We start from the raw sequence: 17,937 nt of genomic DNA on the forward strand, positions 1-17,937 counted from the left end.
TCCACCGGCCGCGCGGCGGCACTGTTCCCAACCGACCCGCCGGGAGGCTGCCAATGCCGCGCGTTCTCGTCGTGGGTGGCACCGGGCTCGCGGGCCGGGCTGTCACCGCTGAGGCCATCGAACGAGGCCACGACGTCGTCGTGGCGAGCCGTCGTGTCCCCGATGACGACGCGCCCGCGTACGTTCCCGGCGCCGACTACCGTTTCGCCGACCTCGTGACGGGCGACGGTCTCGAGGAGGTCCTCGAGGGCGCCGACGTGCTCGTCGACGCATCGAACGGCGGCGGTCGCGCCGCGAGCCACGTCTTCGCCTCCGGCTCGCAGAACCTGCTGCACACCGCTGCGCGGTTCGGCGTGCGGCAGGCGGTACTGCTCTCGATCGTCAATGTCGACCGGTCCGCCTACCCGTACTACCGTGCGAAGGCCGCCCAGGAGCGCAACTACCAGGAGTCGCCGATCGAGACGCGCATCGTGCGGGCGACCCAGTTCCACGATTTCATCACCGCATTCTTCGAACGCGGTTCCCGCCTCGGGGTCATCCCGGCGCCGACGAAGATCAGCTTCCAGCCCATCGCGGTCGGCGACGTCGCGCGCGTCCTCGTCGACGCGGCGGAAGGACACGGCGCTCCGAACGCGACCAGGAGCATCGGCGGCCCCGAGATCCGAACGGCCCGCGAGCTCGCGGGGGAGTGGAAGTCGGTGACGGGAGGGCGCGGCGCCATCGTCGGCCTCCGCGTCGGCGGACCGCTCGGCGCCACCTGGCGCGCCGGCGAGAACCTCGTCCCCGCCGACGCGCTCGACGGCGTCACCTACCGCGACTGGCTCAGTTCGTCCGTGGCTTGAGCCACAGCGCGCCGAGCGGCGGCAGCGTCACGGTGGCCGATGCGGGGCGACCTGCCCAGGGCTCGTCCACGGCCGTCACCGCGCCGAAGTTGCCGACGCCCGACCCGCCGTACAGCTCGGCGTCGGTGTTGAGCAGCTCTTCCCACTCGCCGGCGAACGGCAGGCCCACCCGGTAGTCCGTGTGCGGGTTGCCGGAGAAGTTCAGCAGAACCGCGATCGGGTTGCCGTCCTTGTCCTTGCGGAGGAAGGCGACCACGTTGCCGGCGGCATCCGAGCCGTCGATCCACTCGAATCCGGACGAATCGTTGTCGAGCGCCCACAGGGCCGGATTGGCCTTGTAGGTGGCGTTCAGCTGGGCGACCAGGTCCCACAGGCCGCGGTGCGCCGGCTGGTCGAGGATCCACCAGTCGAGCCCGCGCTCCTCGCTCCACTCCGACGGCTGACCGAACTCCTGGCCCATGAACAGCAACTGCTTGCCCGGGTGCGCCCACATGAAGGCGAGGAACGCACGGACGTTCGCCAGCTGCTGCCAGTGGTCGCCCGGCATCTTGCCCAGCAGCGAGCCCTTGCCGTGCACGACTTCGTCGTGGCTGATCGGCAGCAGGAAGTTCTCGCTGAACGCGTAGACGAACGAGAAGGTGATCTCGCTGTGGTGGTAGCTGCGGTACATCGGGTCCTCGTGGATGTACTGGAGCGCGTCGTGCATCCAGCCCATGTTCCATTTGAAGCCGAAGCCGAGCCCGCCGCTGGAGGTGGGCGCCGTGACGCCGGCCCAGCTCGTCGACTCCTCGGCGATCATCACGGTGCCGGGATTGCGCTTGTACGAGGTGGCGGTGACCTCCTGCAGGAAGCTGATCGCCTCGAGGTTCTCGCGCCCTCCGTGGATGTTCGGCAGCCATTCGCCGTCTTCGCGCGAGTAGTCGAGGTACAGCATCGAAGCGACGGCGTCGACCCGGAGGCCGTCCACGTGGAACTCCTCGAGCCAGTACAGCGCGTTGGCGACGAGGAAGTTGCGCACCTGCGAATTGCCGAAGTCGAAGACGAGGGTGCCCCAGTCCTTCTGCTCGCCACGGCGGGGGTCGCCGTGCTCGTAGAGAGGCTGTCCGTCGAAGCGCGCGAGGGCCCACTCGTCTTTCGGGAAGTGCCCGGGGACCCAGTCCATGATCACGCCGATGCCCGCCTGGTGCAGCCGGTCGATCAGGTAGCGCAGGTCGTCGGGGGAGCCGAAGCGGCTCGTCGGTGCGTAGTAGCCGGTGACCTGATAGCCCCACGAGCCGCCGAACGGATGCTCGGACAGCGGCAGGAACTCGACGTGCGTGTAGCCGAGGGCTCCGACGTAGTCGATCAGCTGGTCGGCGGCCTCGCGGTAGCCGATGCCCGGCCGCCAGCTGCCGAGGTGCAGTTCGTAGACGCTCATCGGCCCGTTGTGCACGTCGTGCGCCGCGCGGTCGGCCATCCAGCCGCCATCGCCCCAGTGGTATCCGCTCTCGGTGACGACGGATGCCGTGGCCGGCGGGGTCTCGGCGGCCCGCGCCATCGGGTCGGCGCGCCGCACCCATTGGCCGTCCTGGCCGAGCAGGTCGAACTTGTAGATCGAGCCGGCGCCGATGCCGGGGACGAAGAGCTCCCACACGCCGGTCGGGCCCATGTTGCGCATCGCGTGCTGGGTGCCGTCCCAGTCGTTGAGGTCTCCCACGAGCCGCACGGCCCTGGCATGCGGAGCCCAGACCGTGAACGCCGTGCCGCGCACGCCGTCGACCTCGCGCACGTGCGCCCCCAGGGCCGACCAGAGCTGCTCGTGGCGCCCCTCGCCGATCAGGTGCAGGTCGAGGTCGCCGATGGTCGGAGGGAACCGATACGGGTCTTCTGCCGTCCAGACGCTGCCGTCGGGGTAGCGGGCCTCCACGGTGTAGCCGTCGGCGCCGATGATGTCGATGCCCTGCCAGATGCCGTGGGCGAGGTGCGCGAGTTCGATGTGCGCGCCGGTCGACAGCACCGCCGAGACCGCGCTCGCCAGCGGACGCAGCGTGCGGATCACGGTGATCCGGTCGGCGACGCCGGGCGCGCTCACCGCATGCTGGCCGAGCACGGAGTGCGGGTCGTGATAGCTGCCCGTCGCGACGGCGAACAGCAGGGCGTCGTCGAGGGCGGGGAGGTCGACCGCAGCGGCGCCTTCGGGGATCGGGGTCATCAGGGGCCCACCTTCACACTCAGGATGTGCACGGGCTCGGTGAACGCGTCGAGGCGTACGTAGTTGTCCGCTCCCCAGGTCCACCTCGCTCCGGTCACGATGTCTTTGACTTCGAACGAGGTTCCCGGCTCTACGCCGAATGCCGCGACGTCGAGGTGCACGATCGTCTCGCGCACGGAATGCGGATCGACGTTCGCCACGACGATGATCGCGTCGGCCTTGCCGCTGCGCGTGAACTGTCCGGCCAGGTACTTGGAGTAGACGAGGATCGAGTCGTCGTCACTCCCGTGCACGGTCAGATTGCGCAACTGGCGGAGCGCTGCGTGCTCGCTGCGCGCGCGATTGAGCATCGTCAGATACGGCGCAAGCGAGCGGCCTGCCGTCTGGGCCTTGGCGTAGTCGCGGGGACGGTACTCGTACTTCTCGTTGTCGATGTACTCCTCGGCGCCGGCACGGGCCACGTTCTCGAAGAGCTCGAAGCCCGAGTAGACGCCCCAGGTCGGCGAAGCCGTCGCGGCGATCGCCGCGCGGATCTTGAAGGCCGCCGGTCCGCCGAACTGCAGGTACTCCGTGAGGATGTCGGGCGTGTTCACGAACAGGTTCGGCCTCAGGAAGTCGGCGGTCTCGTGGGCGAGACTGTCGAGGAACTCCTCGAGCTCCTCCTTCGTGTTGCGCCAGGTGAAGTAGGTGTACGACTGCTGGAAGCCGGCCTTGGCCAGCGTGTGCAGGATCGCGGGGCGGGTGAACGCCTCGGCGAGGAACACCACATCCGGGTACTCGGCGTTGACAGTGTGGATGAGCCACTCCCAGAACGCGATCGGCTTGGTGTGCGGGTTGTCGACGCGGAAGATCCGCACCCCCAGCGAGATCCAGTACCGCACGATGCGCAGCACCTCGGTGCGCAGGCCGATCGGATCGTTGTCGAAGTTGATCGGGTAGATGTCCTGATACTTCTTGGGAGGGTTCTCCGCGTACGCGATCGAGCCGTCGGGCAGGGTCGTGAACCACTCGGGATGCTCGGTGACCCACGGGTGGTCCGGTGCCGCCTGCAACGCCAGGTCGAGAGCGATCTCGAGACCGGACTGCTTGGCCTTGCCCACGAAGTAGACGAAGTCCTTCTCGGTGCCGAGGTCGGGGTGGATCGCGTCGTGGCCGCCCTCGGCGCTGCCGATCGCCCACGGGGAGCCCGGGTCGTTCGGGCCGGCCTCGAGCGTGTTGTTCGGGCCTTTGCGGAAGTCGTGACCGATCGGATGGATCGGAGGGAGGTAGACGACGTCGAAGCCCATGGCGGCGACCTCGGGCAGGCGCTTGGCCGCGGTGCGGAAGGTCCCCGACTTCCAGGAGCCGTCGGGAAGCTTGTTCGCACCCTCGGAGCGGGGGAAGAACTCGTACCAGCTGCCGACGCCGGCGCGGGTGCGTTCGACGAGCACGGAGCGGGTGGCGGAGAGGGTGGGCAGGCTCACCACGGGGCGTGCCTGGAGGATGGCCGCGATGCGGGTGTCCGTCGCGGCGGTGATTCGCTCCTCGGTGCTGCGGTTCGTGTCTCCGACCACCTTCGCGCTCTCCGAGAGGTGCCGGCGCTCGGCTGTACTGCGCCGCTTGTCGGTCGACGCGCGCACCAGGAGCTCGTGGCCGATGGTGAACATGAGCTCGACATCGACGCCGGCCGGGATCTTCAGCTCGGCGTTGTGCTTCCAGGTCGCGTACTCATCGGCGTAGGCCTGGATGCGGTAGCGCCAGAGACCCTCGGCCTCGAGCTGCACCAGCGCCTCCCAGCGGTCCGTGCCCGGGGCGACCGGACGCATCCGGTGCTCGGTCTGCTCGCCCGACGGGTCGAGCAGGAGCAGATCGACCCCGATCAAATCGTGTCCCTCGCGGAACGCGGTTGCCTGGAACGGCACCACTTCACCGCTGAACGCGGTGGCGGGCCAGAGGCCCTCGTCCACCTGCGGTGAGAGCTTCAGGATGGGTATCCGGCCGATGAGCGGCGTGATCTCGGACTCCTCGGCCGGCCGCTCGACGGATGCTGCAGTACTCGTTGCGCTCTTTGCCACATCCCGACCGTACACGCATTAGCCCGCGGCACAGGAGGCCCCGTAGGCTGACTTCCGTGAAGGCCATCCGTAGATTCACCGTCCGTGCCGTCCTCCCCGAGAACCTCGGGGCGCTCGAAGAACTCGCAGGCAATCTGCGCTGGTCGTGGCACGAGCCGACCAGACAGCTGTTCGCCAGGATCTCGCCGGAACTGTGGCAGCAGGTCGGGCACGATCCGATCGCGCTCCTCGGCGCGGTGGACCCGGCCCGGCTCGCCGAACTGGCCTCCGATCAGGGCTATGTCGACTGGGCGAACCACCTCCGCGACGACCTGCACGTGTACCTGAGCGAGCCGCGCTGGTATCAGTCGCTCGACGGCTCGGCTCCGCGCACCATCGCGTACTTCTCGCCCGAGTTCGGGATCGCCGCCGCGCTCCCGCAGTACTCGGGTGGGCTCGGCATCCTCGCCGGGGATCACCTGAAGGCGGCGAGCGACCTCGGCGTGCCGCTGGTCGGCGTCGGCCTGTTCTACCGCTCCGGCTACTTCTCGCAGGCGATCACGCCCGACGGCTGGCAGTTGGAGAGCTATCCGGTGCTCGATCCCGACGGGCTGCCCCTGTCGGTGCTGCGTAACGCCGACGGCACACCGGTCCAGATCACGCTCGCCCTGCCGAACGGGGTGCTCCACGCCCGTGTCTGGCAGGCCGCCGTCGGGCGGGTGCGCCTGCTGCTGCTCGACACGGATATCCCCGAGAACGAAGAGCGCCTCCGATCCGTCACCGACCGCCTCTACGGCGGCGGGGGTGAGCACCGCCTGCTGCAGGAGCTCCTGCTCGGCATCGGCGGTGTGCGCGCCCTCAAGGCCTGGACCGACCTGTCGGGCACGCCCGAGCCCGAGGTCTTCCACACCAATGAGGGCCACGCGGGCTTCCAGGGCCTGGAGCGCATCTCCGACCTGATCGGCGAGGGACTCACGTTCGACGAGGCCCTGCAGGTCGTGCGCGCCGGGACCGTGTTCACCACGCACACCCCCGTGCCGGCCGGCATCGACCGGTTCGACGGCCCGCTCGTGCAGCAGTACTTCTCCACCGACCTGCTGCCCGGCGTCGCGGTGGCGGACGTGCTCGCCCTCGGCTCGGAGAACTACCCCGGCGGATCGCCGGACATGTTCAACATGGCCGTCATGGGGCTGCGGCTCGGCCAGCACGCCAACGGCGTCTCGAAGCTGCACGGCGACGTGAGCCGCCACATGTTCAACGGGCTCTATCCGGGATTCGACCCGGCGGAGGTCCCGATCGACTCCGTGACCAACGGCGTCCACGCCCCCACCTGGACGGACCCGATGATGCGGGCGCTCGCCGAGGAGCGGCTGGGCACCGATGACACCACCACGGCCGACTGGGCGAACAGCGGCGCCGTGCACGACCATGATCTCTGGTCGGTGCGCACCCGGATGCGGGAGCAGCTGGTCGGTGACGCCCGCCGGCGCCTGAAAGCGGCGTGGGAGAGCCAGAACCCCGGGGGCATCGCTCCGGCGTGGATGGACGACCTGCTCGACCCGTCGGTGCTCACCATCGGCTTCGCCCGGCGCGTGCCGACCTACAAGCGGCTGACGCTGATGCTGCACAACCCCGAGCGGCTGCGCTCGATCCTGCTCAACCCCGAGCGTCCCGTGCAGATCGTGATCGCCGGCAAGTCGCATCCGGCCGATGACGAGGGCAAGCGGCTCATCCAGAAGCTGGTGCAGTTCGCGTCGGAGCCCGAGATCCGCACCCGGATGGTTTTCCTGCCCGACTACGACATCGGCATGGCGCAGCTGCTGTACCCGGGAACGGACATCTGGCTCAACAACCCCTTGCGTCCGCTGGAGGCGTGCGGCACGTCCGGGATGAAGGCCGCGCTGAACGGTGCGCTCAACCTCTCGATCCTCGACGGCTGGTGGAACGAGTACTACGACGGCGAGAACGGCTGGGCGATCCCGTCCGCCGACGCGGCGGGCGATGGCGCCGAGCGCGACGCGCTCGAGGCCGAGGCGCTCTACGACCTCATCGAGAACCAGATCGCGCCGCGCTTCTACGAGCGCAACGGCGACGGCGTCCCCGAGGCGTGGGTCGGGCAGATCCGTCACACGCTCGCGACGCTCTCACCCGAGCTCAGTGCGGGCAGGATGGTGCGCGAGTACGTCAACCGGCTGTACGTGCCGGCGTGCGGCTTCGAGCGCCGCCTGACGGGCGACGGGTTCGCGGCCGCCCGGAGTCTCGCCGCGTGGAAGCAGCGCGTGCGGGCTGCGTGGCCCGGTGTCTCCGTCGCCCATGTCGAGTCCGGCGGTGTCGACGCGGTTCCGCAGGTCGGCGACGAGCTGCACCTGCGAGCGCTGGTGCACCTCAACGGCCTCAGCCCCGACGAGGTCGAGGTGCAGGTGGTCTACGGCCGCAGCCACGAGGGCGACGAGCTCACCGACGTGCGCTACGCCGCGCTCGAGGTCGACCGCAACGCCCCGGGCAGCCACGACGCCTCGGTCGCCTTCGAATACCGCGGCACCGTTCAGCTCGCCTGGGCCGGGGCGTTCGGCTACACCGTTCGCGTCGTGCCCAAGAACGACCTGCTCATCAGCCCGGCCGAGCTCGGCCTGGTCGCCGTGGCGGCGTAGGTGCGCTACCCGCGGCCGCTCGTACCCGGCGACACGATCGGCATCACGGCCACCTCCAGCGGCGTCGAGACGGCGTTCGAGGGGCGGCTCGAGGCCGCCGTTTCGGTGCTCCGCGGGCGCGGGTTCGAGGTCGAGCTCGGTGAGTGCCTGCTCGGCGCCGGGCACATCAGCGCTTCGGCGCCCGAGCGCGCGGCGGAATTCATGCGGATGATGCTCGATCCGCGCATCCGGGCCATCGTGCCGCCCTGGGGCGGGGAGACGGGCATCGACCTGCTGTCGCTCCTCGACTTCGACGCGCTGGCCGGCGCCGAGCCCACCTGGTACGCGGGCTACTCCGACACCTCGACGCTGCTCACCCCGCTCACGCTCCTCACCGGGTCGGCGAGCCTGCACGGCGGCAATCTGATGGACGTGACGGAGTCGCTGCCGGCGGGGCTGAGTTCCTGGCTGGATGTGGCGTCGCTGCCTGCGGGGGCGGCTGATGCCGGTGTCAGTGCCAGCGCTGGTGCCGGCGCTGTCGTACGCCAGTCGTCGCCCACCGGTGGATGGTCGCGGCTCGGCTCCGGCAGTGGGCCGGTCGAGGTGACGGGCCGGATGATCGGCGGCTGCATCGAGACGCTGGCCAACGTCGCCGGCACGCCGTTCGCATCGCGGGAGGCGATCCGGGCGCTCGGTCCGACGATCGTCTACGTCGAGGCGTGCGAGGACGGGGCGTACTCGATCTGCCGCCAACTGCACGGGATGCGCCTGGCCGGCTTCTTCGACACGGCCGTCGCAGTGCTGGTCGGACGCACCAGCGCGCCTGACTCGAAGACCCTGACGCAGCGCGAGGCCGTGGTCGACGCGCTCGGGATGCTCGGGCTACCGATCATCGCCGATGTCGAGATCGGGCACGCCGGGCCCCAGCTGACCGTGGTCAACGGTGCTGTCGGCCGGCTGGTGCTGGACGGCGGCACCCAGGTGCTGGAGCAGACGCTGGCCTGAGAGCAGGCGTTCACGGCTTCGCGATAGCGGCGTACGCGCCCTCGGTCGCGGCGAGAAGGTCCGCCGGCGCGAGTTCGATGTCGAGGCCGCGCTTGCCGCCGGAGACAAAGACGGTGTCGAACAGCTGGGCCGTCTCGTCGACGATGGTCGGGTGCTGCGTCTTCTGGCCGATCGGGCTGATGCCGCCGACGACATAACCGGTGCGGCGCTCGGCGACGGACGGGTCCGCCATCGTTGCCCGCTTCGCCCCGGCGGCTGCCGCGAGCGCCTTGAGGTCGAGCATCCCGGTCACCGGCACCACACCGACGACGAGGCCGAGGTCGGTGTCGGCGAGCAGCGTCTTGAACACGCGGTCGGGCTCGACGCCCAGCGCCTCCGCCGCCTCGAGCCCGAACGACGGGGCGGCCGGGTCATGCTCGTACGGGTGAACCGAGAACGGGATGCCCGCAGCGGTCAGCGCGACGGTCGCCGGCGTTCCCGCCGGGGCCTTCTGCTTCGCCATCAGGTCGGATTCGAGTGGTCGACGTTGTGCTGCGCAGACGCCTGCTCGTCCTCCGGGAGAGCGGCGCGATGGTCGGTCGCCTCGGCGTCGGCGAAACGATGGTCGGCTGCCTGCTGGTCCCCGGCGTGCCGGTCGTCCGACTCGCGTTCGGTCGGATGCTGGGCAGCCGCGGTCAGCGCCTGCTCGACCCGCGGTCCGTTGGCCCGGTAGAGCTGCATCGAGGTGCCGCCCACCAGTCGCCGGGTGCCTGGGGTCAGGGGAGTCGCATCCTCGTCGATGGGCAGTTCCGTCGCGCTGTCCCAGAGAAGCTGGTAGTTCTCGACGCCCGGGGCGACGGGCAGCGACACCTCGACGTCGTCCTCGACTCCGTGGACGATCAGCAGGATGCGGTTGAACTCCTCCTGGTCGGGCGTGGACGCCGCGAGGTACTGCAGGGTCCGGTTCTCCGGCGAGTTCCAGTCCTCGTCGTCCATCAGCGCACCGGTGGCGTCGTACCAGTCCATGTGGCTGGCGTTCTTGGTCGTCTCGCCGAACACCGCGTACTTGCTCGGCCGGAGGGCCGGGTTCGTGCGCCGCAGCTCGAGCAGCCGCTTCGTGGTGGCGAACAGCTCCCGCTCCTCGCGGGTGCGCAGCCAGCTCATCCAGGTCAGCTCGCTGTCTTGGCAGTAGGCGTTGTTGTTGCCCCGCTGGCTGCGGCCGAACTCGTCGCCCGCGGTCAGCATCGGCACGCCGGCGGACAGCAGCAGCGTCCCCATCAGGTTGCGGATGGCCTTGTGCCGTTCGAGGAGGATCGCCTCGTCCGTCGTCGCGCCCTCCATCCCGTGGTTGAACGAGCGGTTGTTGTCGGTGCCGTCGCGGTTGTTCTCGCCGTTGCCGAGGTTGTGCTTCTCGTTGTAGGCCGTGAGGTCGGCCATCGTGAAGCCGTCGTGCGCCGTCACGAAGTTGAGCGACGCCAGCGGTCCGCGCTCCGGGGAGAAGGTGTTCGAGGAGCCGGCCAGCCGGGTGGCGAACCCGCCGATGCCCACCGGCGCCTGGCCGTTGCGGCGGGCATCGGCGATGTCGGCCAGCCAGAAGTTGCGCACCCGGTCGCGGTAGCGGTCGTTCCACTCCGAGAACCCGTCGGGGAAGTTGCCGGTCTGCCAGCCGCCGATGCCCACATCCCAGGGTTCCGCGATGATCTTGGCCTCGGCCAATTGCGGATCGTGCAGGATGCCCTGCAGCAGCGGATGATCGCGCGTGTACTCGACATCGGCGTTACGGCCGAGCGTCGCGGCGAGGTCGAAGCGGAAGCCGTCGATCTGCACCTCGTTCGCCCAGTAGCGCAGCGAGTCGAGGACGAGCCGCACCGGAACATCGTGCCCGAAGTTCACCGTGTTGCCGCATCCGGTCACGTCGATGTAGGCGCCCTCGGCATCCTGCCGGTAATAGTTGGCGTTGTCGATGCCGCGGAAGCTGGTGCGAGGGCCGCCGATGCCCTCCTCGGCGGTGTGGTTGTAGACCACGTCGAGGATGACTTCGATACCGGCCAGGTGCAGCAGCTTCACCATGCCCTTGAACTCCGCGAGCACTGCCTCCGGTCCCGCCGCCTGCGCCGAGCGCGACGCGTACGGTGCGTGCGGCGCGAAGAAGTTGAGCGTGTTGTAGCCCCAGTAGTTCGTGAGGCCCTGCTGCAGCAGCCGCTGCTCCGAGACGAACGCCTGAACGGGCAGCAGCTCCACCGACGTGACGCCGAGGTCTTTCAGGTAGCCGATCGTCGACTCGTGGGCGAGGCCGGCGTAGGTGCCGCGCAGCTCTTCCGGCACATCGGGGTTGAGCCGGCTGATGCCTTTCACGTGCGCTTCGTAGACCACCGTGTGATCCAGTGGGATGAGCGGCTTGCGGGCGTCTCCCCAGTCGAAGCCGTCGGCGACGACCACCCCGCGCCACTCGTTCGCACCGACGCGGACCATCCCGCGCGCGTACGGGTCGAGCAGCAGGGTCTCCGGGTTGAACACATTCGTCGGGCTGGCCGGCCCCGACACCCGGATCGCGTACCGCGTGCCGACCGTGAGGCTCCGCGAACGGCCGACGAACACATTGTTCGCGTCCTTCGTCATCGCGACGGTCTTGACCATCCAGTTGGGGTCTTTGCTGTCGAAGATGCACAGCTCCATGCCGTCGGCGTTCTCCGACCAGACGCGAAGCTCGCCGCCGTGCTGGTTGACGCGAACGCCCAGATTGCGCAGAGGATCGGCGGAGGTCATGCGATCTAGAGTAGTGACTACGCAAGCGCTTTCAGTTTCGAGGAGGGCAAGTGCCGGTCTACCTGGATCATGCGGCGACCACGCCGATGCGTTCGGAGGCCATCGCGGCCTATGCCGAGGCCATGGGGGTCGTCGGCAACCCCTCGTCGATCCACAGTCAGGGACAACAGGCCAAGCGGATGCTCGAGGAGGCCAGGGAGACCGTGGCCGCGACCCTCGGCGCCGATCCGATCGAGGTCGTCTTCACCTCCGGGGGCACCGAGGCGATCAACCTCGCGGTGAAGGGACTGTTCTGGGCGCGCAACAGTATCGACGGCGGCCGTCCCAGTCCGCGCATCCTGGCTCCCGGTGGTGAGCACCACGCGACGATGGACACCCTCGAATGGCTGCAGTCGGCCGAGGGCGCCGAGATCGAGTGGCTGCCGCTGGACGAGGCGGGACGCATCAGGGTCGATGCGGCGCGGGAGGCACTGGAGCGGGATCCGGAGAGTGTCGCACTTCTCACCTTCCTCTGGGTGAACAACGAGGTCGGGACGATCGAGCCCGTCGCCGAGCTGGCGGCGCTCGCCGCCGAATATGGGATCCCGGTGCACGTCGACGCCGTCGCGGCGTACGGGCACCTGCCCATCGACTTCACCGCGCTCAAGCGCGGGGGAGTGAGTGCGCTGAGCGTGTCTGCGCACAAGATCGGGGGACCGGTCGGCATCGGCGCGCTCGTGCTGAGCCGTTCGGCGACCGTCGTGCCCCTGGTGCACGGTGGAGGGCAGCAACGCCAGGTGCGCAGCGGCACCCAGGACGTCGCCGCCGCCGTCGCGTTCGCCGTCGCCGCTCGTGCCGCGGAACGTGAGCTCGTGGAGGAGGGCGCACGTCTCGCCGCCCTGCGCGACCGCCTGATCGCGGGCGTGCTCACGAACGTGCCGGATGCGCGCCTCAGCGGGCTGCCCGCCGGCGATCCGTTCCGCGTCGCGTCGAACGCGCACTTCACCTTCCCCGGCGCCCAGGGCGACTCGCTGCTGTTCCTGCTCGATCTCGCCGGGATCTCCGTGTCGACCGGCTCCGCGTGCCAGGCGGGCATCCCGGAGCCCTCGCACGTGCTGCTGGCCATGGGGCGCGCCGAACCGGATGCCCGCAGTGCCCTGCGCGTGACGCTGGGACGCACCACCACGGAGGCCGACATCGACGCGCTGGTCGCCGCGCTCCCGGCCGCGTACGCGCAGGCGTCGCGTGCCGGACTGGCCGAGCGCGCCACACGCCTGGGCGGCTGAGCGCGTCGCGGCGGCGCGGCTGATGCCGGCCGAGCGCACAGACATCATCATGCGACGTCGCTGAGGCGCACGCGACCGCCTCGGCGCGGCCGACGGTAGGGGTCGACGTGATCCGGCGGAATGAAGTACGGAACGTGGTCGCGCACGTCGATGTCCCAGCCGTCGTCGTGGACGCGATGGTGGTGGGTGCTGCAGAGCAGGATGCCGTTGTCGAGATCGGTGGCTCCGTCGTGTGCGTTCCACCAGCGGATGTGGTGGGCTTCGGTGTACGAAGGCGGGTGCGGGCATCCGGTCCAGGCACAGCCGCCGTCCCGTTCCGCCAGGGCCCGCTTCTGGGCAGTGGTGAAGAGGCGGCGGGAGCGGCCGAGATCCAGAACCTCGGAGTGGTTTCCGAGGACGACAGGGATGATGTTCGCGTCGGCGGCCATCCGGCGCACGGTGCCGGCACTCACGGGGGAGCGCACGCCCTCGATCTCGCCGCTCCCTCGCCCGGACTGCAGCGCGTCGAGACCGATCCGCACCATCACGGTCACCGGCGGTCGGCCGCCGATCGCCGTGTCGGCGGCTGCAGTGTCGGTCGCGCACGCGGCCAGGTGACGGAACACGTCCGTCGCGGCGTCCGAACGCAGCTGTGCGAGGGTGCGCGTCTGCGGCAGCCCGCCGAACCCGTCGTCCAGGAGGTCGGCATCGTCACCGGTGCGCGAGCGTTCGCCCGCTGCGCCCGCCACACCCGCTGCGCCCGCCACACCCGCTTCGTCAGCCTCGCCCGGATCGACGAAGCGCACGCCACGACTGTCGCGGAGCACGCGACCGACGAGACTGTCGATCGCCGTGACGACGTACCCGGCGGACTCCGGCTCGAGGTACCAGTCGATGTGCGTCATGCCGTCGCTGGCGGTGCTGATCGTCAGCGAGCGGCGCGTGCGCTGCCGGTCCTCGCGCGGGAGCACGCCATCCTGGTCGAGCCGGTCGCGCACCTGCGCGGCGAGAGACCGCAGGTCGATGATCCCGAGGTTCGGGGCGTGCTCGACAAGCACGCGCTCGGCTGCCTGAAGGTCGTCGATCGTGCATCCGGGCGCGGCCTTGCGCAGTTCGCGGACGATCACGGCGGCCTGGTCCACGCCGACCCCGCGGCCGTCGGAGAGCTCGTCAGACGCCCCCGCGGACGGCCCCTCGGGTGCGAGCGGTGCGGCAAGCGCGGCGGCGAGCACCGCGAACTCGGGCGGCAGCGCCTCTCCGAAGATGCTCGTGCCCGGTCTGGTCGCCTCGCCGACCTGGCAGTACAGCCGAGCCGCCGGCATCGGGATCCGCCAACGATCGGACAGGAGGCTGGCGGCACTCGAATGCCCGGCGCGGGCGACCGGGTTCTGCGCTCCCAGCTGTGTCGAGCGTGAGACGAGTTCGCCCGCCACCTGTGTCTTGATCGCGTCGAGCACCGCCTGAGCGGCGCCGAGGGCCGACACCGCCGCCAACAACTCGTCCCGCTCGAGAGGTGACGGACGGGTCAGCCCGGTGAGCGCCGCTCTCAACGCTGCGGCTGGGGTAGTGGTCATGCGACAAGTCAATCAGCGACCACCGACATCCCCGCCGCTGAATATCGCTTCTGGCCAGCCATTTTACGGTGGATAACTTGCGATCGCAGCAGCCTGTGGAGGAACGTCGGCACATCGCTAGGCCAAAGGCCCCCACTCGCACCCAACGCGGTCGATCGATGCGTCCAGGGGGCACTCGGCGTCGAGGTCGTAGAATTCTGCGGTGAGAGTTTTAGCGGCGATGAGTGGTGGTGTCGATTCCGCCGTGGCGGCGGCCAGAGCGGTCGACGCCGGTCATGACGTGGTCGGCGTGCACCTGGCGCTGAGCCGGATGCCGGGCACGTTGCGCACCGGCAGCCGTGGCTGCTGCACGATCGAGGACTCGATGGACGCCCAGCGCGCCGCCAACATCATCGACATCCCGTACTACGTGTGGGACTTCTCCGAGCGATTCAAGCTCGACGTGGTCGACGACTTCATCGCCGAGTACACGGCGGGTCGGACCCCGAATCCGTGCATGCGCTGCAACGAGAAGATCAAGTTCGCCGCGCTGCTGGAGAAGGCGCTCGACCTCGGGTTCGACGCCGTCTGCACCGGCCACTACGCGACGATCCTCACGGATGCCGACGGCAACCGTGAACTGCACCGCGCAAGCGCGTGGGCGAAGGACCAGTCCTACGTGCTGGGTGTACTCACCTCCGATCAGCTGGCGCACGCGATGTTCCCGCTGGGCGCGACGCCGTCGAAGGCGGAGGTGCGCGCCGAGGCCGCCGCGCGCGGCTTCAGCGTCGCGAACAAGCCCGACTCCCACGACATCTGCTTCATCCCGGATGGCGACACCCGCGGCTGGCTCGCCGAGCGGGTCGGCGCAGAGACGGGCGACATCCTCGACCGCGAGGGCAACCGGCTGGGCAGCCACGAGGGGGCGCACGCTTTCACCGTCGGGCAGCGCAAGGGCCTGAACATCGGCTACCCGTCCGACGACGGCAAGCCGCGCTTCGTGCTCGAGGTCCGTCCGAAGGAGAACACGGTGGTGGTCGGCCCAAAAGAGGCACTCGACATCGCCGAGATCGCCGGATCGCGGTTCACGTGGGCCGGGCTCGCTCCCGAGCACGCCGATGAGGAGTTCGCGTGCGACGTGCAGATCCGCGCGCACGCCGATCCGGTTCCCGCCACTGCGGTCGTGCGACCGAACGCCGACGGCACGCCCGAGCTGGTCATCACTCCCGACGAACCGCTGAACGGGGTCGCGCCAGGCCAGACGGCCGTCGTCTACGTCGGAACGCGGGTCCTCGGCCAGACGACGATCGATCGCACCGTCTCGGCCGTACCGGTCGGCTGACCCACGGCACCCCCGCCGGTGTCGCACGTCTTCCCTATGCTGGTCGGGTGGCGAATGACGGTAACGACGATCTCGGTGCGGCCAAGGCCGAAGCCGAACAGCTGACCACGCGCATCCTCGAGTTGCGTGACGCGTACTACGAACGCGACACCGTCCTGGTGAGCGACCAGGAATACGACGGCATGATGCACCGGCTCGAGGAACTGGAGCGGCTGTTCCCCGAGCTGCAGAGCCAGGACAGCCCGACGCAGACGGTCGGCGGCCGTGCCCAGACGACGCTCTTCGCACCGGTCGAGCACGCAGAGCGCATGCTGAGCCTCGACAACGTGTTCTCCATCGCCGAGTTCGAGGCGTGGGCGGCCAAGGTCGAGCGCGACTCCGGTCGCACGGTCGACTACCTGTGCGAACTCAAGATCGACGGACTCGCCATCAATCTGCGCTACCAGAACGGGATGCTCGTCTCGGCGGCGACCCGCGGCGACGGCGTCGTCGGCGAAGACGTCACCGAGAACATCCGGTTCATCCCGGCGATCCCGAAGCGGCTGGCCGGTTCCGGGCATCCGCCGCTCGTCGAGGTGCGGGGAGAGGTCTTCTTCCCGGTGGCGGAGTTCGAGGCGCTGAACGCCGCCCAGCTCGACATGGGCGAGAAGGTCTTCGCGAACGCCCGCAACGCCGCCAGCGGCTCGCTGCGGCAGAAGGCGGAGGGCAAGAACGCCGCTCAGCTCGCGTTGATGCGGGCTCGGCTCGGGCGTCTCCACATGCTGGTGCACGGGATCGGCGCCTGGGCGAACCCGCCCGTCGACAGCCAGTCGAAGACCTACGAACTGCTGAAGGAGTGGGGGCTGCCGACGTCGACCCACTACCGGGTGGTCGACAGCGCGGCGAAGGCGTCGGAGTTCATCGAGTACTACGGCGAGCACCGCGACAGCGTCGAGCACGAGATCGACGGCATCGTGATCAAGGTCGACGAGCTCGCGCTGCACGACGAACTCGGCGCCACGAGCAGGGCGCCCCGCTGGGCCATCGCCTACAAGTACCCGCCCGAGCAGGTGAACACGAAGCTGCTCGACATCGTCGTGAGCATCGGCCGCACGGGACGCGCGACGCCGTTCGCCGTGATGGAGAAGGTGCGGGTCGCCGGCTCCGAGGTGCGTCAGGCGACGCTGCACAATCAGGAGGTCGTGAAGGCGAAGGGCGTGCTGATCGGCGACACGGTGGTGCTCCGCAAGGCCGGTGATGTCATCCCCGAGGTGCTCGGTCCGGTCGTCGAACTGCGTGACGGCAGCGAGCGCGAGTTCGTGATGCCGGAGAACTGCCCGGTCTGCGGAACCCGGCTCGCGCCGGCGAAGGAGGGCGACATCGATCTGCGCTGCCCGAACTCCGAGTTCTGCCCGGCGCAGGTGCAGGGCCGGGTCGAGCACATCGGCTCGCGCGGTGCCCTCGACATCGAAGCGCTGGGCGAGGTGGCGGCCGCCGCGCTGACGAGACCTTTGTACCCGTCGGAGCCGCCGCTGCCGACCGAGGCCGGACTGTTCGGGCTCACCATGGCCGAGCTGTTCCCCGTCCAGGTCGTCGTGCGCGACTCGGAGACCGGGCTGGCCAAGCTGACCGAGAGCGGCGCCGAGAAGACCGACACTCCGTTCCGCCGGCGGCGCCAGAAGAAGGATGGCGCGTACGAGCCCGAGGCCGCCGAATTCGCGGGCGACGCCGACTTCGTGCCCTCCAAGAACGCGATCGAGCTGCTGGCCAACCTGTCCGCTGCCCGCGTGAAGCCGCTCTGGCGCATCCTGGTGGCGTTGAACATCCGGCATGTCGGCCCGGTGGCCGCGCGTGCGCTGGCCACTCATTTCGGTTCGCTCGACGCCATCCGTGGCGCGACCCGCGACGACCTGGCCGCGGTCGACGGGGTCGGCGGGATCATCGCCGACGCCGTGCTGGCCTGGTTCGAGGTCCCCTGGCACCGCGAGATCGTGGAGCGCTGGGAACGCGACGGGGTGCAGTTCTCGACGCCAGGACATCCCGGGCCGGGGGCAGCGGCTGAGGCCGGGGGCGTGCTCGCGGGGCTCACGATCGTCGCCACCGGATCACTGGAAGGCTTCACCAGGGAGGGCGCTCAGGAGGCGATCATCGCGGCCGGCGGCAAGGCGGCGTCGAGCGTCTCCAAGAACACCGACTTCGTGGCAGCCGGTCCGGGCGCCGGGTCGAAGCTGGCGAAGGCCGAGGCTCTTGGTCTGCGCATCCTCGACGCCGACGGTTTCCGGCTCCTGCTCGAGGGCGGCCCGGATGCCGTTCGGCAGCAGGACGACGACGCCGGCGGGCAGGACGAGGACGACGCGGTCTAAACCGGCCGCT

The 17,937-nt window shown here is 69.6% G+C and carries 11 protein-coding genes; 6 read left to right on the plus strand and 5 right to left on the minus strand.

Going from position 1 to position 17,937, the window contains the following annotated elements:
* Positions 1-53 precede the first annotated feature (53 nt).
* Positions 54-842, plus strand: coding sequence for an SDR family oxidoreductase (locus PKE84_RS16865; RefSeq protein ID WP_271178412.1), 789 nt, complete (start codon positions 54-56; stop codon positions 840-842).
* Here the strand turns inward: PKE84_RS16865 and glgB are convergent.
* A complete protein-coding gene (glgB, locus tag PKE84_RS16870; protein WP_271178413.1) occupies positions 823-3,033 on the minus strand; it encodes a 1,4-alpha-glucan branching protein GlgB in 2,211 nt (736 codons plus the stop codon). The two genes, PKE84_RS16865 and glgB, sit on opposite strands and share 20 nt — an antisense overlap.
* Complete coding sequence (locus tag PKE84_RS16875) at positions 3,033-5,087, minus strand: alpha-1,4-glucan--maltose-1-phosphate maltosyltransferase (RefSeq protein ID WP_373877160.1); 2,055 nt, start codon at positions 5,085-5,087, stop codon at positions 3,033-3,035. The genes glgB and PKE84_RS16875 overlap by 1 nt, the downstream gene beginning before the upstream one ends.
* 56 nt (positions 5,088-5,143) lie before the next feature.
* Between PKE84_RS16875 and glgP the strand changes: the two genes are divergently transcribed.
* The gene (gene glgP / locus PKE84_RS16880; protein WP_271178414.1) at positions 5,144-7,717 is read left to right on the plus strand and encodes an alpha-glucan family phosphorylase; all 2,574 of its coding nucleotides are present in this window, start codon (positions 5,144-5,146) and stop codon (positions 7,715-7,717) included.
* Positions 7,718-8,701: a S66 peptidase family protein gene (locus PKE84_RS16885; protein ID WP_271178415.1), complete on the plus strand. Its 984-nt coding sequence runs from the start codon at positions 7,718-7,720 to the stop codon at positions 8,699-8,701.
* 10 nt (positions 8,702-8,711) lie between these two features.
* Here the strand turns inward: PKE84_RS16885 and ybaK are convergent, their stop codons facing one another.
* On the minus strand, positions 8,712-9,203 hold the full coding sequence (ybaK, locus tag PKE84_RS16890; RefSeq protein ID WP_271178416.1) for a Cys-tRNA(Pro) deacylase: 492 nt from the start codon (positions 9,201-9,203) through the stop codon (positions 8,712-8,714).
* Complete coding sequence (gene glgX / locus PKE84_RS16895; protein ID WP_271178417.1) at positions 9,203-11,446, minus strand: glycogen debranching protein GlgX; 2,244 nt, start codon at positions 11,444-11,446, stop codon at positions 9,203-9,205. Before glgX ends, ybaK begins: the two co-directional genes overlap by 1 nt.
* Positions 11,447-11,496: 50 nt before the next feature.
* Here glgX and PKE84_RS16900 point away from each other — a divergent pair, with 50 nt between their 5' ends.
* The gene (locus PKE84_RS16900) at positions 11,497-12,711 is read left to right on the plus strand and encodes a cysteine desulfurase family protein (protein ID WP_271178418.1); all 1,215 of its coding nucleotides are present in this window, start codon (positions 11,497-11,499) and stop codon (positions 12,709-12,711) included.
* A gap of 47 nt (positions 12,712-12,758) precedes the next feature.
* Here the strand turns inward: PKE84_RS16900 and PKE84_RS16905 are convergent, their stop codons facing one another.
* The gene (locus tag PKE84_RS16905; RefSeq protein WP_271178419.1) at positions 12,759-14,264 is read right to left on the minus strand and encodes an HNH endonuclease signature motif containing protein; all 1,506 of its coding nucleotides are present in this window, start codon (positions 14,262-14,264) and stop codon (positions 12,759-12,761) included.
* Positions 14,265-14,466: 202 nt separating this feature from the next.
* On the opposite strand from PKE84_RS16905, the gene mnmA reads away from it, so the two are divergent.
* Positions 14,467-15,585: a tRNA 2-thiouridine(34) synthase MnmA gene (mnmA, locus tag PKE84_RS16910; protein ID WP_271178420.1), complete on the plus strand. Its 1,119-nt coding sequence runs from the start codon at positions 14,467-14,469 to the stop codon at positions 15,583-15,585.
* Positions 15,586-15,632: 47 nt separating this feature from the next.
* On the plus strand, positions 15,633-17,927 hold the full coding sequence (gene ligA, locus PKE84_RS16915) for an NAD-dependent DNA ligase LigA (RefSeq protein WP_271178421.1): 2,295 nt from the start codon (positions 15,633-15,635) through the stop codon (positions 17,925-17,927).
* The last annotated feature ends 10 nt before the right edge of the window (positions 17,928-17,937 follow it).

Origin of the sequence: Leifsonia poae, assembly GCF_027921845.1 — a bacterium.
Taxonomy (GTDB): Bacteria; Actinomycetota; Actinomycetes; order Actinomycetales; family Microbacteriaceae; genus Leifsonia; species Leifsonia poae.

Bases quoted from the DNA above. Each gene is read 5' to 3' on its own strand.
- PKE84_RS16865 (WP_271178412.1), top strand. From the start codon at position 54: ATGCCGCGCGTTCTCGTCGTGGGTGGCACCGGGCTCGCGGGCCGGGCT.
- glgB (WP_271178413.1), bottom strand. From the start codon at position 3,033: ATGACCCCGATCCCCGAAGGCGCCGCTGCGGTCGACCTCCCCGCCCTC.
- ybaK (WP_271178416.1), bottom strand. From the start codon at position 9,203: ATGGCGAAGCAGAAGGCCCCGGCGGGAACGCCGGCGACCGTCGCGCTG.
- glgX (WP_271178417.1), bottom strand. From the start codon at position 11,446: ATGACCTCCGCCGATCCTCTGCGCAATCTGGGCGTTCGCGTCAACCAG.
- PKE84_RS16905 (WP_271178419.1), bottom strand. From the start codon at position 14,264: ATGACCACTACCCCAGCCGCAGCGTTGAGAGCGGCGCTCACCGGGCTG.